The organism is Oribacterium sp. KHPX15, assembly GCF_900107835.1.
In the GTDB taxonomy this organism is placed as follows: Bacteria; Bacillota; Clostridia; order Lachnospirales; family Lachnospiraceae; genus Oribacterium.
Map to the genome: position 1 here is coordinate 75,039 of NZ_FNRG01000009.1, position 24,161 is coordinate 99,199.

Here is a 24,161-nt window from a genome sequence, read left to right on the forward strand (position 1 = left end):
CGGAGGTTTTGTTGGTATCATTGTATAGGCGAAGAACGAAAAGACTTCCACTATCGTTTTCGGGCTTTTACATTAAACCAGTAAAGGAATCTTATATGATAACAGAACCTATCACACTGTATAAGCTTATGATCTTATACTTATTAAAAACCGTAAACTATCCTTTAACAAACAATCAGTTAAGCGGATTTTTCCTTGATTACGAATACACAACCTATTTCACATTACAGCAGGCCATTTCAGAACTTGATGATGCAGGCTTTATAAAAACCCATCAGAGCAAGAAATCAACCCGCTATGAGATCACCCAGGAAGGTTCCAATACTGTTGACCTCTTCGGAAATGATATCTCCTCCGGTGCCATCAAGGATATGGATGACTTTCTAAAGGAAAACAAGATAAAACTCCGTCAGGAATCCTCGAATTTTACAGATTATTACGCAACCGAAGGCGGCGATTACATCGTTCACGCTGAAGTCAGGGAAGAAAACTCCATTCTCTATGCTCTGGACATCAATGTACCGGATAAGGAATCTGCCGAGAGAATGTGCGTAAGGTGGAGTGAGAAAAATCAGGAGATATATGCATTCATAGTAAAGCAGTTGTTAAGTTGAAAACTGTTGAAAGAAATCTACGGGGTACTGTTCTCGCCGGCGAGAACAGTACCCCGTAAATAAGCTTAAAAATAAGGACGGTTCATCAAGAACCGTCCTTATTTTTATCATTAGCCTTTTACAATAACCTCTTCAGGCTTTTCTGCATCCAGAGTCTCGATGTCCTCGCCGGTTTTCTGAGAAAGAAGCTTTTCGGCAGAAACAAGCTTGACGCAGAGTGTGAACAGATCGGCAGCTGTCTTAAGGTCTTCAAGTGGCGGATATGTTGGTGCGATACGGATATTGCTGTCCTTAGGGTCCTTATGGTAAGGGAAAGTAGCTCCGGCACCTGTGAGCTTGACACCTGCTTTCTTGCAATGATCTACAACAGACTTTGCACAGCCATCCATAGTATCAAAGCTGATAAAATATCCTCCGTTAGGCTTAGTCCATTCTCCTATTCCAAGGCCATCAAGCTTTTCGGCAAAAATCTTTTCAACCATTTCAAACTTTGGTCTGATGATATCCGCATGCTTACGCATATGCTCTACCATACCATGAATATCCTTGAAGAAACGTACATGACGGAGCTGGTTAACCTTATCGTATCCGATAGTCTGATGCTGCATCTGATTTCTTATATCATCCAGGTTGTTTGATGAGGTAGCCAGTGCCGCAATTCCCGAACCAGGGAAGGTTATCTTGGAAGTGGATGCAAATTTATATACCAGATCAGGATTTCCCGCACGTTTACACTCGGCAAGGATTTCAATAAGGTAATCCTGATTTTTATCATAAAGATGATGGATGCCGTAAGCATTGTCCCAATAAATTCTGAAATCCTTGGCAGCAGGACGGAGTCTGGCAAAACGACGGACTGTTTCGTCATTATAGCTGTAGCCTTGAGGATTGGAATACTTGGGAACGCACCAGATTCCCTTTATAGTTTCGTCTTCACTTACAAGCTTTTCCACCATATCCATATCAGGTCCGGTTGGTGTCATAGGAACATTGATCATCTCAATGCCAAAATACTCGGTTATTCCGAAATGTCTGTCATATCCCGGTACAGGACAGAGCCACTTAACCTTATCAAGCTTACACCAGGGTGTATTTCCCATAACGCCATGTGTCATGGATCTGGAAATCGAGTCATACATTACGTTCAGGGATGAATTTCCATAAATGATAATGTTGTTGGGATTATTCTCCATCATGTCAGAAAGAAGAACCTTGGCCTCATCTATCCCTCCCAGAACACCGTAATTTCTGCAGTCAGTTCCGTCTTCACAATACATGTCGGCACCGCTGGTAAGGGCGTCCATGAGTCCCATGCTGAGATCGAGCTGCTCTTTGCATGGTTTTCCGCGGCTCATATCAAGGCTCATTTCCATTGCCTGATATTTTTCATACTCTTTTTTTAGATTCACAAGCTCCTTCTGAAGCTCTTCTTTTGTCATTTTTGTGTAAGCTTTCATAAGTGGCCTCCCGCCTGTTATGTTTTTATACTTTCCGAGTATAATCAAAAAGCCCGATGCTTGCAAGCGTCGGGCGGTAGAAATTCATAACTCTTCGTGATAGCAGGGATAATCCGGTGCATATTGAAAGAGCGGTCGGGCATCCATTTAAATATGGATGCCCGACCGCTCTACCCACTACTATTCTGAAAGTAAAGGGTTGCTATCTAACGCTTCCACTCGGGTTTCGAGGAAAAATTTTTCCCGCTCGGCGTCTTCGTCTCCGGGGAACTGGGTGAGGTAGTTTTGTACTGCCTCGTAGGCTTCGCGCCATTTTGCGGTTTTCTCAAGGTAGACTATCTCGTCAAACTGAAGATCACGGTCATTGGAGATTCCTGCTGCCTTTGCTGCATCAAGCTTCTCTCTTGCCGTTTCCGGATCGTTGTTGTTCAGAGCTTCGGTTGCCTCTGCTATCAGCTTTTTAGCATCAAGCTGGCCCTGGAACTTAAGATAGCTTTCCTTATCTCCATCAACCTCTCTTAATGTATCAATGGTCTTCTGAGCTGCTTCGTAGTTTCCCAGCATATATTCGGCTTCTGCTCTGTAGAGAAGTATATCAAACTGGGTTTCGGTAACTTTTCCGTTACTGTTATCCAAAGCTTCGTTGAAGGTCTCAATTGCCTGCTCATATTTAGCCATCTGAAGTTCTTCTATGCCCTTTTCCCGAAGTTCATATACCTTCTTTGAGGAACAGGCTGTAAGAAAAAGCATTGAAGCTATGATGATTGTTTTTCTTGTGAATTTCAATATTGGTCTGTTTTTAAACATGATTAATACTACCTGACAAATAAAATCTTAGTTCTTACCTGTAGACCCGAATCCGCCTCTGTCAGCATTTCCGAGAGAGTCTACTTCATCAAATATTATATGTGGCTGATGCTCAATAATACGGAACTGGGCGATACGATCGTTTACGTGAAGTTCCGTGTCTCTTGTTGCATATACAGGCATGCGTATAATGTCATTGTCACCGCAATAGGTCTCATCAATTACTCCGAGAGAATTGGTCTGGATGAGTCCGAAGTTTTTGAATGTTGAACTTCTTGGCGCAAGGAGCATCTCGTAACCTTCAGGAACCTGAAGTGAGATACCCATGCTGATCAGCTTGAAATCGCCCTTTTTAAGGGTTACATTCTCAGCAACTCTCAGATCGATCCAGTCGCTTTTTCCTGCTATATATTCAAGTTTTTCAATTTCGTTTGAGTGGTACTTAATTCTGATTGTCTTTTCCATCTTTATTCTCCTCATCTCCCTGATTTGTGTCCGGTGCGGCTCCCATGATATCGATAACTTCTTCGTTAACTTCCTTCTTGATCTCATCCTCCATTTCAGGGTTGAGATTTGGAAGATTATCCAAAGAACTTACACCAAATCTTCGCAAAAACTCCTCTGTGGTGGCAAATAATGCCGGACGGCCGGGAGCATTTAAACGGCCAACCTCGTAGGCAAGTCCGTACTCCACAAGCTTGTTGACTGCGTGATCCGATGATACTCCTCTTACTCTCTCAATCTCAGCCTTTGTAACCGGCTGTTTATATGCGATTATAGCAAGAGTTTCCATGACAATATCTGAAAGCACCGGCTTCTTGGGATGCTTTGCCACTCTGATAAGTCCGTCAAAACATTCAGGATTGGTTGTCATCTGGTAATGACTGCCTACCTTTTGGATAATGATCCCTCCGTGACGTTCTTCATATTTTTTTATCAATCTGTCAAGTGCCTTAAGTGCCGGCTTTTCTCCACAGTCAAGAGCTGTTTTTATTTCTTCAAGGCTGACAGAATTTCCTTTCGCAAATAATAGGGCTTCTATAATATTCTCCTCCATCTGGAGTTCATCGGTAAATTCCCTGTCTATTTCCTGTGCAAGCGCCTTTTCCTTTTCGGAAAGCTCATCTCCGTCTATGGGAAGTCTTAACTGTTCAACATCATTCATCAATTACAAGTCCTCCAGATTTGTAAGATCCAGTTCTTCATCGTTCTGATTTGGATCTTCAACTTCAGTTATATCCATATCTCCAAAAGGAGTATCCTGAACCAGGGTTATACGCCCCATTTTCATAAGCTCAAGTATGGCAAGGAAGCTTACTACCACATCCATTTTATCTTTTTTCTTTCTTATCATATGTCTGAAAGAAAACTTATGATGCCCACGGACATACTTTAAAACATCCCTGATACGGCCTTCCAGTGATATCTTTTCCTTCTTTATTACACCAAATTTTGAACGTACCTTATCTATGGAATCCTCTTTACGTCTCATAACATCTTCAAAAACTGTTTTGAGATTTTCCAGGGAAACATTCTTCAAAAGATCATCCAGATCGATGGGCGGAACATACTTTTCCACTTCCTTTGGTATAGTCGGGCCTTTGTAATAGAATCTATCTGCAGCATCCTCACGATCCTGAAGTATCTGTCCCATAAGCTTGTATTTTCTGTACTCAAGGAGTCTCTCAACAAGTTCTGCTCTCGGGTCAACTTCCTCTCCGGTTTCCTCATCCACTTCTCTGGGGAGAAGCATTCGGGATTTAATCTCAAGTAAAGTTGCTGCCATAACAAGGAAATCGGAAACGATGTCCAGATTCTCTTCTTCCATGTTGCTGACATACTCAAGATATTCTGCAGTGATCTGAACAATAGGGATATCAAATATATCAACCTTGTCTCTCTCGATCAGATGGAGCAGAAGATCCAGCGGACCTTCAAATTTATCCAGTTTATATGTGATTTCAGACATAAAATACTTCCTTATGGTTCAATGGTTATGAAGCTGATTTCCGGACGGTCATTGATACGTATATTTATAGAATGAGTTCCCAGTCCTCTGGTGGCTATCAATTTTCCGGTTTTATATTTAAATTCTCCTGCACATTCTTTTACAAAGAACTGATACTGCGGAGTCATAAGTGCTCCCAAACCCGGTAATCTTACAGTTCCTCCGTGATAATGCCCAGAAAGAACCAGATCTGCTCCATAGTCTATCATTTCTTTATAATACATAGGTGTATGAAGCAAAATGATATTGAATTTATCTTTATCAGGTTTAGAAATATGAAGGGAAATGTCCTCTTCTGTAAGCATTTCTTTGGTTCTCATAAACAAAGGCCTGTAGTAATCAAGCGGCAGAGTGAAGCCCGTCAGATCAAAGTCAGAGAAGCTTACGGTTTCATCGTCCAATACCTTTATACCTTCCAATGCCTGCTTCAGACGTGTGACTCTCTCCAAAGAAATATCCTGTATATATTTATCATATTTTGAGGTCTCATTGCAATCATTGAAACCGGCTTTATCCATGAGTCGCAGTTCATGATTTCCGTAGCTGAAATAAACCTTGTATTTGCTTTTAAGATCATTCAAAAGCTTTAATGAAACATCAATTTTATCTTTATCCTTATATTTCTCAGAATCACTAACCTTTCGGCATCTGATGAGATCACCGCCGATTATGATAAATTCCGGATTCAGTTCATCTATCATTTCTATAAGCTTTTCATTATTCTCACCAAATTCTTTTTCGTGAAGATCACTTATATATACAAAACTGTGAGCTTTATTCAGTTTTCCGGATTGAATTACATACCGGTAAACTATTGGGTTATTTCTTTCCCAATTTGACATAGTTATAGTGATTATGACAAATATCAGTATGAAAAGAATGGTGTTTATTACAATTGAAAACATAAAACCTCTCGTTATATTATGTCAATCGGCGCGTTTATTAAATCTTAACAGCTCTTTGGATTTCTTTCCAATATTTTAATATTTCGTGCAATTGTAACTATAAATCCCACACTAAAAAAGGTAACAAGTAGTATGAACAATTATTTTGAAGAACCGTCTTCTTATGAAGCTGTAATCTCTTATGCTCCGTTCTGGAACACTCTCAAAAAGAAAAGACTTTCTCAATACGATCTGGTGAATAAACTCTATATTTCTTCAAGTATGTTACAAAAGCTAAGAAAAGATCAGCCTCTCACATTAAAGTCCATAGCCATGCTGTGCTTACGACTCAACATCCATCCTTCTGATATTTTCATCTTATGTCCCGACGGAAAGAAACCGGCAATCATTTAAACCTCATTATCATCCGAATTTGTTGCGTTCTAATGTAGACCCAATGATAATCTGCGAAGAAAAAAAGTGCCGGGATAAATTACCGACACTTTTATAATTTAAAAAAACTGATTATACGGAAGATGTACTGTCTTTTCCTGAAGTTTCGTCGTTAACAGGAGATGCATCATCGAGCTGTTCTGTAACCTCCTTAGCAGCATATTTCGCTCTTACTTCTTCAAAAGGCATCTTGCCTTTATTCTCCTGTGATCCGGATTCTGAAACAGAATCTATATCCGGATTCTCAACAGTTGGAATTATTTCGGCAGAGCTATCATCATCAGAATTCTCTGATTCAGCATTTTCGTTAGTATACTTTTCCGGATGAAGCTTCATATCTTCTTCTTTCTGAACATCATGAAGGATATGTAAGAACTCTTTTCCTGTTATGGTCTCTCTTTCAATAAGATACTCAGCTATACGATCAAGTGCAAATCTGTTCTGGTTAAGTATCTCCTTAGCCTCTTCGTAGCATTCCTTAAGGATACGCATAACTTCCTGATCAACCTGTGTGGCTGTATCATCTCCACAATTCATGACTGTTCTTCCGGTATTGAGATACATGGATTCCTGGGTTGCAAGGCCCATAAGTCCGAACTTTTCAGTCATACCATACTGTGTAACCATGGCTCTTGCAAGCTTTGTGGCTTTTTCGATGTCATTGGAAGCACCGGTTGTGACTGTGCCGAATACTATCTCTTCAGCTGCTCTTCCACCAAGATAACCTACAAGCATGGCATGAAGTTCGTCCTTGGTATTGAGATATTTCTCTTCCTCAGGTACCTGCATAACATATCCCAGGGCTCCCATGGTTCTGGGAACAATGGTTATCTTCTGTACAGGTTCTGCATCCTTCTGGATAGCTGATACGAGTGCATGTCCAACCTCATGATAGGAAACGATACGTCTCTCCTCTTTAGAAAGGATACGATCCTTCTTTTCCTTACCAACAAGAACTACTTCAACTGCTTCGAAAAGGTCAGCCTGTGACACTTTCTTACGTCCATGCTTGACAGCTGTAATGGCTGCCTCATTCATCATGTTGGCAAGATCCGCACCTACTGCACCTGAAGTTGCAAGTGCTATCTCATTGAAATCAACACTATCGTCAAGCTGGACATCCTTTGCATGAACTTTGAGGATATTGACACGACCTTTAAGGTCAGGTTTTTCTACAACTATACGTCTGTCGAAACGGCCCGGGCGGAGAAGTGCGGGATCCAAAATCTCAGGTCTGTTGGTGGCACCCATGACCATGATACCCTTGGATGCATCAAAACCATCCATCTCTGAAAGCAACTGGTTCAGGGTCTGCTCACGCTCATCGTTACCGCCGTATCTTGTATCTCTGGTCTTACCGATGGCATCGATCTCATCGATGAATATGATACATGGTGCAGACTGTGTTGCATTCTTAAAAAGATCTCTTACACGGCTTGCACCCACACCTACAAACATCTCAACGAAATCTGAACCGGAGAGGCTGTAAAACGGAACCTGTGCTTCACCTGCAACGGCTTTTGCAAGAAGTGTTTTTCCGGTTCCGGGAGGTCCCACAAGCAGGGCTCCCTTTGGAAGCTTTGCACCAATTGCGGTATACTTCGTTGGATTATGAAGGAAGTCAACAATTTCCACCAGTGATTCCTTGGCTTCGTCTTCACCGGCAACGTCCTTAAAGGTAACTCCGGTCTCTTTCTGCATATACATCTTGGCAGTGGATTTTCCGACTCCCATGAGACCGCCGCCGCCGTTTCCCATACGGCGCATGGTCATGTTCATGATCACAAAGATAAGCACAAAAGGAATAACTATGCTTATCATGGCTTCCATGATGTAACCTGAATTATCCGGCTTCAGCTTGTAAATCTCGACACCATGACGAAGCATGCGGTCCACAAGATTTTCGGCGTCAGCATTGACAGGCACTACATAATATCTCACATTCATCTGGCTGAGATACTGACTGTACTGATCCTTTGTATTTACCGGAGAATTTTTGACAGGAGCTTCTGCTGATGACTTAAGATATATGGTTATATCCGAGTCACCCCACTCCACTTCGGAAATCTGATTTCCGTCTATCATTGAAATGAACTCTGTGTAACTTACTTCCTGTGTAACACCTGAAACGAAAAATCCTCTTATCATGGTGTAAACAAAGAAAGTAATAACTGCGGCGATTATCAGAATGATAAAAGTCTGACTTGAATGATTAAATCTCTTTCCGTCATTACCCTGGCTGTTATTGTTATCCATCTAATACTCCATTCCCTTACCCATTTAAAATGGGCAGACTTCTGCTTTTAAAGCACTTTTAATTATAAAGAACGCATGAAGTAAAATCAAGACAGACTGTGTGAAGCGTTGGTTCACTATAGGCTTTTTAAAGCGGACGCCAGAGCCGGAGGACAGCCATTTAAAACCGAGGCGCTTCGTCGGAAAAATCTAAAATCGTCCCCCTAAGAACCACTAGGCCCTCGCCAATGTCAGAGTTCTCCTTATGACAACATCTGACTTGGCGAGGGGGCTAAGGAAAAAGGAAACCAAGTGGTTCTAAGGGGGACGATTTTGATTTTTCTCGACTCAGCTTAACGGTTTTAAATGGATGCACTCCGGTTCTTACCTCGTTTTATTCCGATACAATTGTTATCTCTCAAACTCATGAATAAAAATTCCGGAGCGGAGTTTAGGCTCGAACCAGGTGGATTTGGGGGGCATCAGGAGGTTGTGGTCGGCTACATCGAGGAGTTCACGGATGTCGGTGGGATGCATGGCGAAAGCTACGGCGGGGCCGGTTTCTTCCAGGGTCCCGTCCATGGCATGGCTGTAGGTATGCTGGCTTACACGTTTTTCCAGTTCTTTTAAACCGCGGATGCCGCCAACGAATTCGATGCGTTTGTCTGTTCTTGGGTCTCCTATTCCGAGTAATGGTCCAAGTATCAGGTCCTGGAGTATGGAAACGTCAAGGGAGGCAACGGGATTGTTCTTTCGTGATTCCACAACTTCATCCTTGGCGCGGAGGAGGAACCATTCGCCGGATATGTACATGAGCATCTCGCCTTTTACCTTTGGTACGAAGGCTTCCTTTACATTAAATACGGTAAAGTTTTCTTCGATGCTCAGCATCAGTTCTTCAGGATCATGGCCTCTCAGATCCTTCACCACACGGTTATAATCAAGGATCTTTAACTGGTCATCAGGGAACAGTACTGAAAGGAAGTAATTGAATTCTTCTTTTCCTGAATAGTCCGGATGTTCTTCTCTTCTTTTAAGTCCTACCTTAACGGCGCTGGCTGCACGGTGATGACCGTCTGCAATGTAGGTGGCAGGTACTTCTGAGAATGCTTTTTCAAGCTGATCCACAATGGTCTTTTCAGAAATCACCCAGACTCTGTGTCTGATGCCGTCTTCCGAAACAAAATAATAGACAGCTTTGTTTTTCTTGGCCTCATTAACTATATCGGAAATTTCTTTTTTCTCCCTGTAGGCAAGGAAGATGGGGCCGGTCTGACAGGAGCAGGTATCTACATGTTTTATACGGTCCTGTTCTTTTTCTTCAACCGTGTTTTCATGCTTTTTACATACTCCGTTAAGATAATCATCAATTGAACTCAGGGCTGCGATTCCGGTCTGGGTGCGTCCGTCCATTGTTAGCTCATAAACGTAGAAGCAGGCTTCATTATCTCTTATATAGGTACCGTCTTTTATTCTTTCGGAAAGAAGTTCTGAGGCCTTTTCATAAACCTCGGGAGCATACATATCCTGATCCTCGGGAAACTGGGTTTCCGGTCTGTCAATGTTTAAAAAAGAAAGCGGGTGACCCTTGACTGCTTCCCTTGCTTCAGCTCTGGAATAAACGTCGTAGGGAAGTGCCGCTACTTCACTTACAACATCGATATTTGGTCTAATGGCTTTGAAAGGCTTGACTGTTGCCATATATCTATCCTCCACAATCTATAAATCCTTTGCATTACTATACTGACACTCTAAATTTCGATACCTGATATCGTATCAGATGTCAGCACATCCTTGCAAGCAAACCTGACTGATGAACTGCCCACTTATCCACCGGGGACGGTTTCCGTCCCCGGTGGATACTACACAAAAATATCAGCCAGAGAAACTTTTCTCCGACTGATATTCGTTATTATGTTCTGATCTTTTTTATTTAACTTTACGGACTCTCAGGATTCCTTCAATCTGTCCAAGATTCTCCAGTCCATCGTCTGTGAGATGCTTGTCTATATCCATTAAGGTATATGCGAAATTACCCTTTGACTTATTCTGAAGTCCGTCAATGTTTATGGAAGCATCGCCGAGAGCCTTTGTGATCTGTCCCAGCATGTTGGGGATGTTTCTGTGAAGGATTGCGATACGTCCGCCGCTCTGACAAACTCCCATATCTGTCTCAGGGAAGTTTACCGAGTTATGGATATTACCGTTATCAAGATAATCCTGAACCTGCTCAACAGCCATAACAGCACAGTTATCTTCTGCTTCTTCTGTGGATGCTCCGAGATGAGGAAGAACAACAGCTCCCTGCATGTTAGCGGATTTAGCATTAGGGAAATCGGTAACGTAGGTCTTTACCTTGCCCTTTGCCAATGCTTCTGCGATGTCATCGTCATTAACCAGAACATCTCTTGCAAAATTCAGGATATGAACTCCGTCCTTCATTCTGCTGATGGAGTCTCTGTTGATCATGCCCTTGGTTGAATCAAGTGCCGGAACATGAACTGTGATATAGTCTGACTTCTCATAGATTTCATCAACTACTGCTGCGTGATGAACCTTCTGGCTTAATTTCCAGGCGGAATTTACTGAAAGATATGGATCATAGCCATAAACATCCATTCCAAGTTCAACTGCGGCATTGGCAACCAGGACACCGATGGCTCCGAGTCCGATAACTCCAAGCTTCTTGCCCTTGATCTCATTTCCCGCAAAATTCTTCTTTGCTTTCTCTGCATTTTTTGCGATGTCAGGATCGGAAGCATTGGCCTTGATCCACTCTGCACCTCCGATAACATCACGGCTTGCCAGCATAAGTCCTGCGATAACCAGTTCCTTAACGGCGTTGGCATTGGCACCGGGTGTATTGAAGACTACGATTCCCAGCTCGGAGCACTTATCGATAGGGATGTTGTTTACTCCGGCTCCGGCACGTCCGATGGCACGAAGAGGCTTCGGAAAATCCATTGACTTCATATCGGCAGAACGTACAAGAACGCCTGCTGCATTATCGATACTGTCTACAAGTGTATAGCCCTTTCTGAATTTTGTGGTTCCCACACGGCTAATGTTGTTAAGGCAAAAAATTTCACGATCTTTCATGTTATCTCACGACCCTTCCGCTTATTTATTGTTCTTCTCAAAGTTGTCCATGAACTCTACAAGCTTTTCCACACCTTCCTTCGGCATAGCATTGTAGATGGAAGCTCTCATACCGCCTACTGTGCGGTGTCCCTTCAGGTTCTTGAAGCCTGCTGCTGAAGCCTCTGCAATGAACTTCTTATCAAGCTCTTCATTGCCTGTTACGAACGGAACATTCATAAGAGAACGATCCTTGGGAACAACGGTTCCATGGAACATATTTGAAGCATCAAGGTAATCGTAAAGAACCTTTGCCTTTTCAACGTTTCGCTCCTTCATAACTGAAAGACCGCCCATTTCCTTAAGCCATTTAAATACAAGTCCGCAAATATAGATATTGTAGCAAGGAGGTGTGTTGTAAAGTGACTTGTTGTCTGCGTGGATCTTGTAACGGAGCATGGTAGGTGTTCCGGGAAGAACATCTTCTGTGATGAGGTCTTCACGGATAACTACGATGGTTACGCCGGCAGGTCCGATATTCTTCTGAACGCCGCCCCAAAGCACACCGTACTTTGAAACATCCATAGGCTCACTTAAAAACATTGAAGAAACATCTGAAACCAGCGGCTTGCCCTTTGTATCAGGAAGCTCCTTGAAGGTGGTTCCATAGATTGTGTTGTTCTGGCAAATGTATACGTAATCCGCATCATCAGATATTTTCAGATTTGTGAGATCGGGAATATATGAGAAAGTCTTGTCCGCAGAACTTGCGATGATATTGACTTTACCGTACATCTCAGCTTCCTTGGCCGCTTTCTTAGCCCACTGACCTGTAAGGATATAGTCTGCAGCCTTATTCTTCATAAGGTTCATAGGAACCATGGCGAACTGTGTGTTTCCGCCTCCCTGAAGGAAAAGTACTTTGTAATTATCAGGTACGTTGAGGAGCTCTCTGAAATCAGCCTCTGCTGTATCTATGATAGCCTGGTAGTCCTTTGATCTGTGGGACATCTCCATAACAGACATTCCTGTTCCATGGTAGTCGAGCATCTCTGCTGCTGCTGTTTTAAGAACCTCCTCCGGTAATACTGCCGGACCTGCACTGAAATTGTAAACTCTGCTCATAATATGTTTCCCCTTCATTTTATTTTACGGCATCCATAAAACACGTATTTATCAGGTATAACCTGCTTTTATACAAATGTTTTTCGCGATTGCTTTTGGATATGTGCATAATATAGCACCATTAGACTTTATCGTATATATAAAATAATTTTATGTATTAATATAGATACATTTACCTGTATGTGTCCGCAGGAAACATTGGACTCATACAGGTAAATTAATCTTTTAATATTCAGCCGATCAGCTCTGCGATCTTATCTCCCATTTCGTCTGTATGGAGAAGTTTGAGACCTTCAACACCTTCTTCAAGGATATCTCCGGTACGATAGCCCTGTGCCAATGCTTTCTCCACCGCATTCTCAATGGCATCTGCTTCCTCGGAAAGATTGAAGGAATATCTAAGGAGCATGGCTGCACTGAGTATGGTTGCAAGAGGATTGGCTATATTCTTTCCTGCAATATCAGGTGCGGATCCTCCTGACGGCTCATAAAGGCCGAAGCTGTCCTCACGGAGGGAGGCCGACGGAAGCATTCCCAGGGATCCTGCAATCTCTGCCATTTCATCGGAAAGAATGTCTCCGAACATGTTCTCTGTGGCTACCACGTCAAACTGTGCCGGGTTACGGACCAGCTGCATGGCGGTTGAGTCAACAAGTGCATCCTCCAGTGCCACTTCAGGATAGTCTTTTGATACTTCTTTGAATATCTTTCTCCAGAGTCTTGAGGAATCCAGAACATTTGCCTTATCAACAGAGGTGAGCTTTTTATTTCTCTTTCCTGCTATTTCAAATGCTTTCTTTGCTATACGTCTGATTTCATAATCATGATACTCGAGAGTATCGATGGCCACTTCCTCTCCGTCTACGATTTCTGTTTTACGGGCGCCGAAGTAAAGACCGCCGGTAAGTTCTCGCACCATCATTACGTCGAAGCCTTTTTCTGCTATGGACTCTTTAAGCGGGCAGGCGTTTTTGAGTTCAGGATAAAGATGTGCCGGTCTCAGATTACAGAACAGTCCCAGGGACTTACGGAGCTTCAGCAGTCCTGCTTCCGGGCGCTTGTCTGCAGGAAGTTCATACCACTTGGAAACTCCCACTTTTCCTCCTATGGAGCCCATAAGTACTGCGTCTGCACTCTTGCATTTTTCTATGGTTTCGTCTGTAAGGGGGACTCCGTAGGCATCTATGGAGCAGCCGCCCATGAGTACCTTTTCGAAGGTGAAGTTGTGGCCGTAAACATTAGCCACCTTTTCAAGTACCTTTTGTGCTTCCCTGACTATTTCAGGTCCTATTCCGTCTCCGGGAATTGTTACGATCTTGTAATTCATCAGTCTTTCCTCTCTATGAATTGATATAACTATTATGTATATTATACTACAATTCCATAATGAGAAAACAAATATATATACGCTATGACTGATATGATACAATGTGATGTAACAATACAATGATAAACAGCAAGAGGTTTAATATATGGAACATCACGAATTTAAATTGCATTCAGATTATGCGCCTACCGGGGATCAGCCGCAGGCGATAGATTTGCTGGTGGCGGGGTTCAAAGAGGGAAATCAGTTTGAGACGCTGCTTGGGGTTACGGGATCAGGTAAGACGTTTACAATGGCGAATGTGATTCAGGCGGTGAAGAAGCCGACGCTTATCATTTCTCATAATAAGACTCTGGCGGCGCAGCTTTATTCCGAGATGAAGGAGTTTTTTCCGGAGAATGCGGTGGAATATTTTGTGTCCTACTATGACTATTACCAGCCGGAGGCTTATGTTCCTTCTACTGACACTTATATTGAGAAGGACTCGGATATCAATGATGAGATCGATAAGCTTAGGAACTCTGCCATGGCTTCTCTTTCGGAGCGTGACGATGTAATCGTGGTTTCTTCGGTTTCCTGTATCTATGGTCTGGGTGCGCCTACGGAATATCTGAATATGGCAATATCTCTTCGTCCCGGAATGCAGAAGGACAGGGATCAGTTTATAAGGCAGCTTATAGACATTCAATACAATCGTAATGACATGGATTTCAAGCGTGGTACTTTCCGTGTCATGGGTGATGTGGTGGATGTTTTTCCGGCAAGTGAAGGCGAGGAGGCTTATCGTGTTGAGTTTTTCGGGGATGAGATTGATCGTATCACACGTATAAATGCATTAACCGCCAAGGCCACAGCCACCATGGAGCATATCATGATTTTTCCGGCAAGTCCTTATGTTATCCCTCAGGAAAAGCTGAATCTGGCATGTGAGAATATCTTGAGCGAACTTGAGGAGCGGGTCAAGTACTTCAAAGATAATGACAAGCTTATTGAGGCACAGCGTATTTCCGAAAGAACCAATTATGATGTGGAAATGCTTAAGGAGACGGGCTTCTGTTCAGGTATCGAGAATTATACAAGGCATCTGAATTTTGCGAAGCCCGGTGAGCCACCTTACACTCTTATGGATTATTTTCCGGATGACTATCTCATCATCATTGACGAGTCACATGTTACTCTTCCGCAGGTAAGGGGTATGTACAATGGAAATCTGTCCAGAAAAACCACTCTTGTGGATTTCGGTTTCAGATTACCTTCTGCGCTTGATAACCGTCCTCTTAATTTTGAAGAGTTCGAGCAGAAGGTTGATCAGATGCTTTTTGTATCTGCAACTCCCGGTGATTATGAGGCTGATCATGAGTTATTGAGGGCGGAGCAGATCATCAGGCCTACGGGTCTTCTGGATCCTGAAATAGATGTTCGTCCAACCAAGGGTCAGATTGATGATCTCATCGCCCAGATTCACAAGGAGACAAAGGCAAACCATAAGATTCTGGTGACAACATTAACCAAGCGTATGGCGGAGGATCTCACCAAATATCTGAAGGATGCAGAGATCAGGGTTAAATATCTACACTCGGATATAGATACTTTGGAGCGTGCTTCCATCATAAGGGATATGCGTCTGGATAAGTTTGATGTTCTTGTGGGTATCAATCTGTTGAGGGAGGGTCTGGATATTCCTGAGGTTGCCTTGGTGGCGATTCTTGATGCTGATAAGGAGGGCTTCCTTCGTTCGGAGACTTCTCTTATTCAAACGGTAGGTCGTGCGGCAAGAAATTCAGAGGGTCATGTCATCATGTATGCGGATAACATTACCGACTCCATGAAGCGTACCATTGATGAGACCAACAGGCGCCGAAAGGTTCAGATGGCTTACAATGAGGAGCACAATATCACGCCTACTACCATCAAGAAGGCTGTGGCGGAGCTTATCGCTATTTCAAGGGCGGCGGATTCTGATGATAAGACCGGAATTAAGAAAGATATTGAATCCATGAATCATCAGGAGATCGACAAGCTTATCAGGGAGCTTACGAAGAAGATGAGGGCTGCAGCTACCGAGCTTAACTTCGAGGATGCAGCGAGGTACCGCGACAGGATTGAGGAGATCAGGAAGCGCCTCAGCAAGGACGAGTAATCATTATAAGAGCCAGAGGGAATGCCCCTCTGGCTCATTTTTAACCTAAGTAGTTTTTGTCTTTGACGGCTTCGGTGGTGCTGTCCCAGATGGGTTTGCATCTCTTGTAGTGGCGGCGGTAGTACTCGCTGTACATAACGTCTACAAGGAAGAGCTGGGATATTTCGGCGGAGGTGGAACCGGTCTGGAGGTTGCCTTCGTTGGCTCCGCAAAGTAAAAGGATGTCGGCGTACTGGGTGAGTTGGGATTTTGCGAATCTTGTGATCACAACGGTTTTTGCATTGGCTTTTTTAGCATACTTTGCAATTTCCACTGTATCCTTGGTTGAGCCTGAGTAGGAAAAGATCAGTGCAACATCCTTATCTGTAAGTGTGGATGCCATGATAAGCTGCATATTGACATCCATGTTACATACAACCTTCGGTTCGATACGCAGGAATTTATTCATGGCTTTCATGGCTGTAAGCATTGAAGTTCCGATTCCGAAGAATACGATCCTTTCTGCTGATGTCATGGCATTCATGACTTCTTTCATCTGAGCGGCATCGATCAGGTTGTAGGTCTCTTTTATTGCAGAAATATTTTCCATGAGAACCTTTTTGGAAAGGTTATCAAAATCATCTTCCAGATCTATGACATCATCATCAGTTGATGGCACGGCGGTTTCGCCGGATCTCATGCTGAGGGAAAGCATCATTTTAAATTCCTGATATCCCTTCACATTCATGGTCTTGCAAAATCTGAACACAGAGGTATCACCTACATCACAAGCCTCCGCAAGGTCTGATATAGACATAAACAATACTTCTCTCGGATGTGCCAGGATATAATCTGCTACCTTTTTTTCAGCCTTAGTAAACTGATTATATGCGGAACGAATTTTTGAGATATAATCCTCCTGCATTTCTTTCTCCTCTCAAAAGCCTAAATATTCTATGAAACGATACCAAATCCATCTCCCACTCATTTCTTAACGTTGATATTTAAGTCATGAGACAGATTTATCACACTGATAACATCATAACACTTTCGGAAATTAGTTTCAATCTAAAGAGTATTAAAAAATATCACTTTTATTTATCGTTGTATATGGTTTTTCTTCTTTTGTGCAGTCTTGTTTTTTGGATTCAAATGTTTTATACTCTAGAAGTTCGTAAAACATATTTGTTTCTATAGCTTAACAGGATAGAGCGCAGGCCTCCGACGCCTGTAGTGACGGTTCGAGTCCGTCTAGGAACAGAAAAAGAGAGTCACTCCCTAAGGTTTTGGGTGTGACTCTCTTTCTCAATAATTAAAGAATTACGGCTTCTTTGTTCCGCAGTTTGTGCAGAAGTTTCCTGTGTTTTCAATTCCGCACTGTGGGCAGAACCAGTTCTTGGGCTGTGGTTTCGGCTTTCCGCAATTTGTACAGAAGTTTCCGTTATTCTCACTTCCGCACTCGCATGTCCAGCTGCCTGCCTGCATCTTTGGAGCTTCAGCCGGTCCGCCGGCTACAACTCCTGCTACAGGTGCTCCTGGCTGCTGCATCTGTGGCTGAGCCTGCTGAGCCATCTGCTGCTGTTGAGCAGCCATGTTATAAAGATTTCCGGTATTCATTCCACCGGCCATATTAGCCATATTAAGACCTGCAAAGGCCATCATAGGTCCTGCACTCTGATTGTTTGCAGCATCCTTCATAGCCTGAGCCTGAGCTGCTGCAAGTGTAGCACCTGCCATACCCGGATCACGAAGGGAAGCATTGAGCTGGAGTGTCTGGATCTTCTCTGCATCTGCCTCGGAGATAGTAGCAGAGCTTAATCCGAAGGCAGCGATCTCTACGCCATAATTCTTGCCCCAGGTCTCTGTAAGATGCTGGTTAAGGGCTGCAGCTATATCATCTGCATGTGCCGGCAACTCGGAATAACGGATTCCCTTTGCTGAAATATCTGCAAATGCAGGCTGCAGTGCTGTAAGAAGCTCTGACTTAAGCTGACTGTCTATACGGTCACGTGTGAACTCGTCTGTAACATTACCGCAAACTTTCTTGTAGAAAAGGATAGGATCGATGAGTCTGTAGCTGTACTCACCATGGCAGCGTACTCCGAATTCAACATCCAGATTGATATTCTTGTCAATAAGACGGAACGGGATAGGATTCTGGGTTCCGTACTTGTTTCCCATTATATCCTTTGTGTTGAAGTAATAAACTCTCTGGTCTGTTGCGGTATCTCCACCAAAGCCTACACGCTTCTTCCACTGGTTAAAGGAATCTACGATACCTTTTCCAAGTCCGCCGTAGAAGATAGAAGGCTCAGTTGATGAATCGTACACATACTGTCCGGGTTCTGCACTGACTTCAACGATGGCACCATTGTCAACGATGATCATGCACTGTCCTTCATTAACAGCTACAACCGATCCGTTTGATATCAGATTGTCTGAACCTTTTGTGTTCTGATTGTTCTTTGCTTTACGGGGTAAGCCCTTTGTCATAAGCACATTTTCGCTTAAGGAATCGCAGTAGAAGTATTCACGCCACTGATCGGCGAGAACTGTATTCAGAGCACCCGCAGCAACACTCAAAAGTCCCATATTTACATTCCTCCTCTAAAACTATTAAAAATCTGTTTTATTTTCCTCAATTATAAAACAATTTTTTTCTCGAAACAATAATATTTGTTTCAGTCAATAAATGTATTAGGCCCTCCGGCTCTATCTTCCACAAAATCTATAAACTGTAATCTAATATTTTAATTGTTTCTTGCTTTTTTATCAGGAAGCAAATTGGTGAGGCTGTGCATTCCGATGCCTATGGTGCTCAGGTTATGGAACAGGGCACTGGTGCTTGGCTGGATAATGCTCATGAGACCGAGTGCAATGAGGCCGAGATTCCAATCGATTATGAAGTGGTAATTGTGATTTACTCTCTTCATGAGACCGTTGGCGATTTCTTTGAGTGTCAGGAGTCCTTCAAGGTCAGAGCCTGAAATGGTGATATCCGCAATGTCTCTTGCAATCTGGGCACCTTCCGAAATTGCAATGCCTACATCGGCGGCGCTCAGTGCAGGGGAATCGTTGATTCCGTCTCCCACCATGATAACCTTGTGGCCCATAGATTTCTGCTTTTCAACAAAGGATGCTTTATCCTCCGGTAATACTTCCGCATAGAACTCATCAACACCAACGATGGAAGCAACATTCTCAGCAGTGTTCTTTGAATCTCCTGTCATCATGACTATGTGTTTGAAGCCGGCTTCATGAAGCTTTCTGATAACTTCCGGAGCTTCCGGACGGAGGGGATCTTCTATGCATATTACAGCAGCAAGCTTTCCACCAATGGCAAGGTAAAGATGTGAGTACTGTGTAGATATCGAATTGAACTTTTTCTTTTCCTTTGCAGGTATCTTCACCTTCTCATCTTCGAACACGAAGTGCGAGCTTCCGATGACTACCTTCTTACCGTCAATAAGTGAAGCTATGCCATGAGCCACCACATACTGAACTTCTTTATGCATTTCCTCATGGTCAAGGCCCTCTTCTTCAGCCTTTTTCACAACAGCATTGGCTATGCTGTGAGGATAATGCTCTTCAAGGCAGGCTGCAATTCTCAATACTTCTTTTTCATCCATACCGTTAAAAGGTATGATATCCGCAACTGTAGGTGTTGCCTTGGTGAGGGTTCCGGTCTTATCGAAAATAAGTGTATCAGCCTCAGCCACCGCTTCAAGATAACGACCGCCTTTAACAGTCAGATTGTGATCCTGGGCTTCCCTCATGGCTGAAAGAACCGATACGGGCATGCTGAGCTTAAGGGCACAGGAGAAATCCACCATAAGGATGGATATAGCCTTTGTGATATTTCCTGTAAGAAGATATGTCAAGCCTGTTCCCGCGAAGCTCCAGGGCACAAGTCTGTCCGCAAGATTTGAAGCCTTTGCTTCAAGTCCGGCTTTCAGTTTCTCGGAGTCCTCGATCATCTTAATGATCTTTTCATATCTTGTTGCACCCTGGGCATTTTCAACTCTGATAATGAGGTCGCCTTCCTCTATGGCAGTTCCGGCGTAAACATAAGCGCCTGCATCCTTGTGAACAGGAACGCCCTCTCCTGTGAGAGATGCCTGATTGACCATAGCCTCGCCATCAACAACGACTCCGTCCAAAGGTATCTGCCTGCCCATGTGCACGCATATCAATGTTCCCGCTTTGACACTTTTGACAGGAACGAGAACTTCGTCTTCACCACTCTTAACCCAGACCTTCTCATCTGTAAGAGCCATGGACCGGGCAAGATCTTCCACGGATTTTTTGTGAGTCCATTCTTCAAGGATGTCACCGATACCGAGAAGAAACATGACGCTGGATGCGGTCTTGAAATCGTTCCGAAGCATTGATACTCCGATGGCCGTTGCATCCAACACAGGGACTTCAAGTCTTTTTTCCCAAAGACATTTGAGGCCTTCTTTTAGATATTTAACTGATAAAATAAGTGCTTTAAGGTTTCTGAGCGGCCGGGGAAGAACCACATTTAAAAGATAGTGCAGAACCACCTTTGTCACGATACGATCCTGATACTCATTTGCAAGAGCTCTTCCTGTATGTTCAGGCACAAGGGCCGCAATTTCATCAGATTCAAATCTAAACTTCAGTATCTCTTTTAAAAGAGTCTGCTTATCTCCTTTATATATGACTGCCGCACTTCCCGTACGCTGGTAAACCTTAGCTTTATCTACCTGGTCAAGTGAAAGCAGATAATATAAGAGCATATCCGCCTGCTTTTCAGTAAATCTTTTTTTACCTAAAGTAAAACGTATACGCCCTCTGCTCTCATCACGGATGATGATCTTCATTTTAATATTTCCTCCATGAGTCAGATACGAATGGGTTAAGCCCGATTCGTACCTGATCAGCAATTATTTCCAAAAGCTAATATTTAAACTCATGCCTCATCATCTGACTCGATATCTTCCTGAAGATCCTCATCTGTAATAACCTCTGCGGCTCTCTTTTCGTTTTCTTCCTTGGCAGCGGCAAGAACGTCCTCAGCATTTTCCTGAATGCAGGCTGCTGTGTCAAGAACACACTCTTTAGCACGAAGTGCTGCAGCTGTTGCCTGAACATAAACCTTCTTTGCATCCTTTGATGCAAGAATCTTGAGACCTGCTGTTCCAAAAGCAAATCCACTGGCGAAAATGCCAACCTTCTTCCAGTTGATCTTACAAAAACAATCTGTTAACCACATAATATGTTCTCCTTTCGGTTTTATATATAGGTACGGTCGTTAAGCTAACTCTTCGCGACCAAGCCTTTTTAACTTTATATATAAATTATAGTTTTCGGTTCCTACGTTAGTCACGTCTATATTTTATCAATATTTCTACAAATTTTCACAAAAAAATCTTTTGGTTAGTTTTGAAACTTGTACACATCATATCTAACTGCAAAAAAATCAGGCAGACCGAAGCGAATCCGACCTGCCTTGAATCATAATAAATATCTTAGTTATATGTGAAAATTCGGAATAACCTCCGACCAGTCTGTTATACCGATGATCTGCTTTGCGAACTCGGAAACCTCCAGAGACTTCGCAGGGTCATCAATGTATTTAAATACTTCTCTTGCAGGCTTTGCAACAAGAGAACCGTCTGCACCCGTAGTGGACAGTCCGAAATAAAGTCCGTCCTTGGTTTCTCCGGGATTATCCAGCTGACGCGAAAGCATATACGCATCAATATCAGGATTATTTTCTACGATATAGTGCCCGTAGGCCACAGCAGCAGCCTGTTCTGTCTGGGCATCCTGAGACAGATTTTTTATAGAGCTAAAGCCCTGCTCCGTCATGAAAATGTTCCGGACGTTTCCATTGTTATCAAGCATATAACTGTTATGCATATAGTTTGTAAGTACGCTCAGGTTAAGATAACTTACAACCGGTGTTGTGATTTCCTGATTAACCTTTCCGGACTTTTCATCATTCCAGAAGTTCGGGTCTGTCAAAGGATATGGATATGGATGGATGGCAAGAGCCCAGTTGGAACTTCCTTCCTGTTTATCAAGTGCCGCAAAGCTGTCAAGCACATCCTTTCCGGGATATTTGCTTACATACCCTGATTCTGCGGGAATTGTCCAGTAATAATCCAGTGAGAACATGACATTGTCATTGGCAGAAACCGATTTGATAGCATTGTAAAATACCCTGAAGGTTCTCTGGAAAATTCTTGTATAGTCAACAACGCCATAGTTTCCGACATAATTCCAGTACTGATTGTTGATCTCATTTCCTATGACCCAGTTGGTGATCTTTCCGTGACTGTTATGCCCGTTATACCGGTTTGCCAGGAAGGATGCCAATGCTTTCACCATCTGAAAACCTTCCTCAGTCTCAACATTGAAACCATAGTAAAGAGCTGCAGATGAACTCTGAACAGCCGTGCCGGGTCTGTAGAGATCAGGATATGCAGCATTCCAGCCGTTTACTATTCCGGCCGTAACCGCTATTCCGCTTGAACTGAGACGGTTTATCTCCTGATCGAGCTGATTGATAAGTCCTGAATCAAATGAATAGGTTTTTCCCTCAAAGGAATAATTTATACCTGTGCCGAAAAGCTGGCTTGTGGTAACAGCTATGAAGGCGTGCTTTATATTCTGGTCAATGGCATCATCCAGTATGTTGGGATCTACCATAAGTCCCTTTTTCCCAAGGTTGAGAGCCGGTGTCTGATCCGGTGCTATGGCCTCCGGATTTGAGATGTAGCATCTGTTGGAAACCGGGTAATATCCACTTTCGGTGGGGACAGCAATAACAAAGGCATCATATAATCTGTTGCTTCCATCCTCCCTGAAAAGATCTGCAGTTAATGTGAATATGCCATTTCCTATGGGCTTTACCAGCAGTGGGTCCGTCCTCGAGAAAAGATCTGTTTCATAAGGCTTAATATCAAAAAGATATAATTCCTGAACCTGCCCGATAAGCGCCGAAGCATCGACTGTTATATTTATCTTTGTAGGATCATAAATGTTCAAATTTACATTTGTGATGGTTGCCTGTCCCGAGACTACTGCAGATGCCCTCAAAGAATCCGCTGTGGTATAGTCAATGCGATACCTGTAATCGTTTCCCGCACTGATGGCAGTGTTGGCAGCAGTGCCCGAGGAATCTTCCTGAACTGTGCCTGCGGTTGGTCCCTGTATAAATGAGGGATTCACTCCTTTACCCACAACCTCAGCGAAAGCTGTAAGCTGCGTAAGTGCTGCAAAGCTAACTGCAACAGTCAAAGTTATCAATTTCTTTTTATGTGATTTAAATGACATTTCTTTTCCTCCCAGGTAAATGAAGTATAACATTTCATAAAATCACAACCTATAGCATTTTTCTTACTCTTATGAAAGAGTTGATTAAATAAAAATAAAAAAGATACATACGGTCGAACCATATGTATCTTCAAATTATCATTTTTAAATTTTAACAGGTATCATCTCTCAACAACCGGTCCTGATATGTAGGAAGTTTCAGTTACTTCTTCCTTATCTTCCGGAAATCCGATAGTCTCTGACATTTTTTCAAAAGTCTTCGAATCTACAAGTCCGAAATAAAAGTCATCATAATTATCGCCCGGTCCGTAATAAACCCTTATATCATAGCAACGGTCTGTGAATCTGTATGCCGAACCATCGCTTACGTCCTCATCGAATACATCTTCAGGAAGCATGGTAAGCTGTTCACCCATGCGAACTTTCTTCTTCAGTACTCTGTTTGATACACCTGCATCCTGTCCTGATAAAAATTCGTTGATATAGAAGATCGTCTCAGCTTCATTGTATGATCCGGAAACAAAGTGGAACTCTGCATTGTCGCAAACTATATAAGCCTGTTTGGTCTGACGTGAAACAGGATCATTAACCTTATAAAGTATATAGTCGCTGTCTACCACTATCTGTATTGGGTCCACAGCGCCTTCCTTTGATGAGGAGGCTAATGCCGTAAAACTTAATGCAGCTGCTATACAAGATGCTGCTATAGTTCCACGGAGTATATTTTTAAATAACATGGATTGATA

The 24,161-nt window shown here is 43.0% G+C and carries 20 protein-coding genes and 1 tRNA gene; 4 read left to right on the top strand and 17 right to left on the bottom strand.

Annotated features, from left to right (window positions below; translation table 11 throughout):
• The first annotated feature begins 95 nt into the window (after window positions 1-95).
• Entirely contained in the window at window positions 96-614 is a 519-nt protein-coding gene (locus BLV86_RS07670) for a DUF4364 family protein (protein WP_090816062.1), read from the top strand.
• A 110-nt stretch (window positions 615-724) separates the two neighbouring features.
• Here BLV86_RS07670 and BLV86_RS07675 read toward each other — a convergent pair whose 3' ends face one another.
• The 6 genes from BLV86_RS07675 to BLV86_RS07700 all read right to left on the bottom strand — a co-directional run bounded on the left by BLV86_RS07675 (window position 725) and on the right by BLV86_RS07700 (window position 5,791).
• On the bottom strand, window positions 725-2,071 hold the full coding sequence (locus tag BLV86_RS07675; RefSeq protein WP_031549581.1) for an aspartate aminotransferase type Ic: 1,347 nt from the start codon (window positions 2,069-2,071) through the stop codon (window positions 725-727).
• A 180-nt stretch (window positions 2,072-2,251) separates the two neighbouring features.
• Entirely contained in the window at window positions 2,252-2,878 is a 627-nt protein-coding gene (locus tag BLV86_RS07680) for a tetratricopeptide repeat protein (protein ID WP_090816064.1), read from the bottom strand.
• A 27-nt stretch (window positions 2,879-2,905) separates the two neighbouring features.
• The gene (locus BLV86_RS07685) at window positions 2,906-3,343 is read right to left on the bottom strand and encodes a dUTP diphosphatase (protein ID WP_090816066.1); all 438 of its coding nucleotides are present in this window, start codon (window positions 3,341-3,343) and stop codon (window positions 2,906-2,908) included.
• Window positions 3,321-4,043, bottom strand: a complete 723-nt coding sequence (scpB, locus tag BLV86_RS07690; RefSeq protein ID WP_090816107.1) for an SMC-Scp complex subunit ScpB — start codon at window positions 4,041-4,043, stop codon at window positions 3,321-3,323. Before scpB ends, BLV86_RS07685 begins: the two co-directional genes overlap by 23 nt.
• A gap of 3 nt (window positions 4,044-4,046) precedes the next feature.
• The gene (locus BLV86_RS07695) at window positions 4,047-4,847 is read right to left on the bottom strand and encodes a segregation and condensation protein A (RefSeq protein WP_031549588.1); all 801 of its coding nucleotides are present in this window, start codon (window positions 4,845-4,847) and stop codon (window positions 4,047-4,049) included.
• Between the two features lie 11 nt (window positions 4,848-4,858).
• Window positions 4,859-5,791 (bottom strand): metallophosphoesterase, encoded by a 933-nt coding sequence (locus BLV86_RS07700; RefSeq protein WP_090816068.1) that lies wholly within the window; start codon window positions 5,789-5,791, stop codon window positions 4,859-4,861.
• 132 nt (window positions 5,792-5,923) lie between these two features.
• On the opposite strand from BLV86_RS07700, the gene BLV86_RS07705 reads away from it, so the two are divergent.
• On the top strand, window positions 5,924-6,184 hold the full coding sequence (locus tag BLV86_RS07705) for a helix-turn-helix domain-containing protein (protein WP_044916233.1): 261 nt from the start codon (window positions 5,924-5,926) through the stop codon (window positions 6,182-6,184).
• 111 nt (window positions 6,185-6,295) lie between these two features.
• Here BLV86_RS07705 and ftsH read toward each other — a convergent pair whose 3' ends face one another.
• The 5 genes from ftsH to leuB all read right to left on the bottom strand — a co-directional run bounded on the left by ftsH (window position 6,296) and on the right by leuB (window position 13,988).
• Window positions 6,296-8,479 (bottom strand): ATP-dependent zinc metalloprotease FtsH, encoded by a 2,184-nt coding sequence (ftsH, locus tag BLV86_RS07710; protein WP_090816070.1) that lies wholly within the window; start codon window positions 8,477-8,479, stop codon window positions 6,296-6,298.
• A gap of 390 nt (window positions 8,480-8,869) precedes the next feature.
• The gene (locus BLV86_RS07715; RefSeq protein WP_090816072.1) at window positions 8,870-10,159 is read right to left on the bottom strand and encodes a DUF1015 domain-containing protein; all 1,290 of its coding nucleotides are present in this window, start codon (window positions 10,157-10,159) and stop codon (window positions 8,870-8,872) included.
• Between the two features lie 228 nt (window positions 10,160-10,387).
• On the bottom strand, window positions 10,388-11,557 hold the full coding sequence (locus BLV86_RS07720) for a phosphoglycerate dehydrogenase (protein ID WP_090816074.1): 1,170 nt from the start codon (window positions 11,555-11,557) through the stop codon (window positions 10,388-10,390).
• Between the two features lie 21 nt (window positions 11,558-11,578).
• Window positions 11,579-12,661, bottom strand: coding sequence for a 3-phosphoserine/phosphohydroxythreonine transaminase (gene serC / locus BLV86_RS07725; RefSeq protein ID WP_090816076.1), 1,083 nt, complete (start codon window positions 12,659-12,661; stop codon window positions 11,579-11,581).
• Between the two features lie 232 nt (window positions 12,662-12,893).
• The gene (gene leuB / locus BLV86_RS07730; protein WP_090816078.1) at window positions 12,894-13,988 is read right to left on the bottom strand and encodes a 3-isopropylmalate dehydrogenase; all 1,095 of its coding nucleotides are present in this window, start codon (window positions 13,986-13,988) and stop codon (window positions 12,894-12,896) included.
• A gap of 145 nt (window positions 13,989-14,133) precedes the next feature.
• Here leuB and uvrB point away from each other — a divergent pair, with 145 nt between their 5' ends.
• Entirely contained in the window at window positions 14,134-16,128 is a 1,995-nt protein-coding gene (gene uvrB / locus BLV86_RS07735) for an excinuclease ABC subunit UvrB (protein ID WP_031549604.1), read from the top strand.
• Window positions 16,129-16,168: 40 nt separating this feature from the next.
• On the opposite strand, the gene BLV86_RS07740 is transcribed toward uvrB, so the two are convergent.
• A complete protein-coding gene (locus BLV86_RS07740) occupies window positions 16,169-17,032 on the bottom strand; it encodes a MurR/RpiR family transcriptional regulator (protein WP_090816080.1) in 864 nt (287 codons plus the stop codon).
• Window positions 17,033-17,294: 262 nt separating this feature from the next.
• Here BLV86_RS07740 and BLV86_RS07745 point away from each other — a divergent pair.
• A tRNA-Arg gene (locus tag BLV86_RS07745) sits at window positions 17,295-17,367 on the top strand.
• A 60-nt stretch (window positions 17,368-17,427) separates the two neighbouring features.
• Here the strand turns inward: BLV86_RS07745 and BLV86_RS07750 are convergent.
• The 5 genes from BLV86_RS07750 to BLV86_RS07770 form a co-directional block, all read right to left on the bottom strand.
• Entirely contained in the window at window positions 17,428-18,699 is a 1,272-nt protein-coding gene (locus tag BLV86_RS07750; RefSeq protein WP_031549608.1) for an SPFH domain-containing protein, read from the bottom strand.
• A 158-nt stretch (window positions 18,700-18,857) separates the two neighbouring features.
• Window positions 18,858-20,954, bottom strand: a complete 2,097-nt coding sequence (locus tag BLV86_RS07755) for a heavy metal translocating P-type ATPase (protein WP_090816082.1) — start codon at window positions 20,952-20,954, stop codon at window positions 18,858-18,860.
• An 89-nt stretch (window positions 20,955-21,043) separates the two neighbouring features.
• Window positions 21,044-21,346 carry a DUF6110 family protein gene (locus tag BLV86_RS07760; protein WP_031549611.1) on the bottom strand — a complete coding sequence of 101 codons (303 nt, stop codon included), beginning with the start codon at window positions 21,344-21,346 and terminating at the stop codon, window positions 21,044-21,046.
• A 260-nt stretch (window positions 21,347-21,606) separates the two neighbouring features.
• Window positions 21,607-23,415 (bottom strand): DUF5722 domain-containing protein, encoded by a 1,809-nt coding sequence (locus tag BLV86_RS07765; RefSeq protein WP_090816084.1) that lies wholly within the window; start codon window positions 23,413-23,415, stop codon window positions 21,607-21,609.
• A gap of 161 nt (window positions 23,416-23,576) precedes the next feature.
• Complete coding sequence (locus tag BLV86_RS07770) at window positions 23,577-24,152, bottom strand: hypothetical protein (RefSeq protein ID WP_090816086.1); 576 nt, start codon at window positions 24,150-24,152, stop codon at window positions 23,577-23,579.
• Window positions 24,153-24,161: the final 9 nt, after the last annotated feature.

Bases quoted from the DNA above. Each gene is read 5' to 3' on its own strand.
- BLV86_RS07670 (WP_090816062.1), top strand. From the start codon at position 96: ATGATAACAGAACCTATCACACTGTATAAGCTTATGATCTTATACTTA.
- BLV86_RS07675 (WP_031549581.1), bottom strand. From the start codon at position 2,071: ATGAAAGCTTACACAAAAATGACAAAAGAAGAGCTTCAGAAGGAGCTT.
- BLV86_RS07680 (WP_090816064.1), bottom strand. From the start codon at position 2,878: ATGTTTAAAAACAGACCAATATTGAAATTCACAAGAAAAACAATCATC.
- BLV86_RS07685 (WP_090816066.1), bottom strand. From the start codon at position 3,343: ATGGAAAAGACAATCAGAATTAAGTACCACTCAAACGAAATTGAAAAA.
- scpB (WP_090816107.1), bottom strand. From the start codon at position 4,043: ATGAATGATGTTGAACAGTTAAGACTTCCCATAGACGGAGATGAGCTT.
- BLV86_RS07695 (WP_031549588.1), bottom strand. From the start codon at position 4,847: ATGTCTGAAATCACATATAAACTGGATAAATTTGAAGGTCCGCTGGAT.
- BLV86_RS07700 (WP_090816068.1), bottom strand. From the start codon at position 5,791: ATGTTTTCAATTGTAATAAACACCATTCTTTTCATACTGATATTTGTC.
- BLV86_RS07705 (WP_044916233.1), top strand. From the start codon at position 5,924: ATGAACAATTATTTTGAAGAACCGTCTTCTTATGAAGCTGTAATCTCT.
- ftsH (WP_090816070.1), bottom strand. From the start codon at position 8,479: ATGGATAACAATAACAGCCAGGGTAATGACGGAAAGAGATTTAATCAT.
- BLV86_RS07715 (WP_090816072.1), bottom strand. From the start codon at position 10,159: ATGGCAACAGTCAAGCCTTTCAAAGCCATTAGACCAAATATCGATGTT.
- BLV86_RS07720 (WP_090816074.1), bottom strand. From the start codon at position 11,557: ATGAAAGATCGTGAAATTTTTTGCCTTAACAACATTAGCCGTGTGGGA.
- serC (WP_090816076.1), bottom strand. From the start codon at position 12,661: ATGAGCAGAGTTTACAATTTCAGTGCAGGTCCGGCAGTATTACCGGAG.
- leuB (WP_090816078.1), bottom strand. From the start codon at position 13,988: ATGAATTACAAGATCGTAACAATTCCCGGAGACGGAATAGGACCTGAA.
- uvrB (WP_031549604.1), top strand. From the start codon at position 14,134: ATGGAACATCACGAATTTAAATTGCATTCAGATTATGCGCCTACCGGG.
- BLV86_RS07740 (WP_090816080.1), bottom strand. From the start codon at position 17,032: ATGCAGGAGGATTATATCTCAAAAATTCGTTCCGCATATAATCAGTTT.
- BLV86_RS07750 (WP_031549608.1), bottom strand. From the start codon at position 18,699: ATGGGACTTTTGAGTGTTGCTGCGGGTGCTCTGAATACAGTTCTCGCC.
- BLV86_RS07755 (WP_090816082.1), bottom strand. From the start codon at position 20,954: ATGAAGATCATCATCCGTGATGAGAGCAGAGGGCGTATACGTTTTACT.
- BLV86_RS07760 (WP_031549611.1), bottom strand. From the start codon at position 21,346: ATGTGGTTAACAGATTGTTTTTGTAAGATCAACTGGAAGAAGGTTGGC.
- BLV86_RS07765 (WP_090816084.1), bottom strand. From the start codon at position 23,415: ATGTCATTTAAATCACATAAAAAGAAATTGATAACTTTGACTGTTGCA.
- BLV86_RS07770 (WP_090816086.1), bottom strand. From the start codon at position 24,152: ATGTTATTTAAAAATATACTCCGTGGAACTATAGCAGCATCTTGTATA.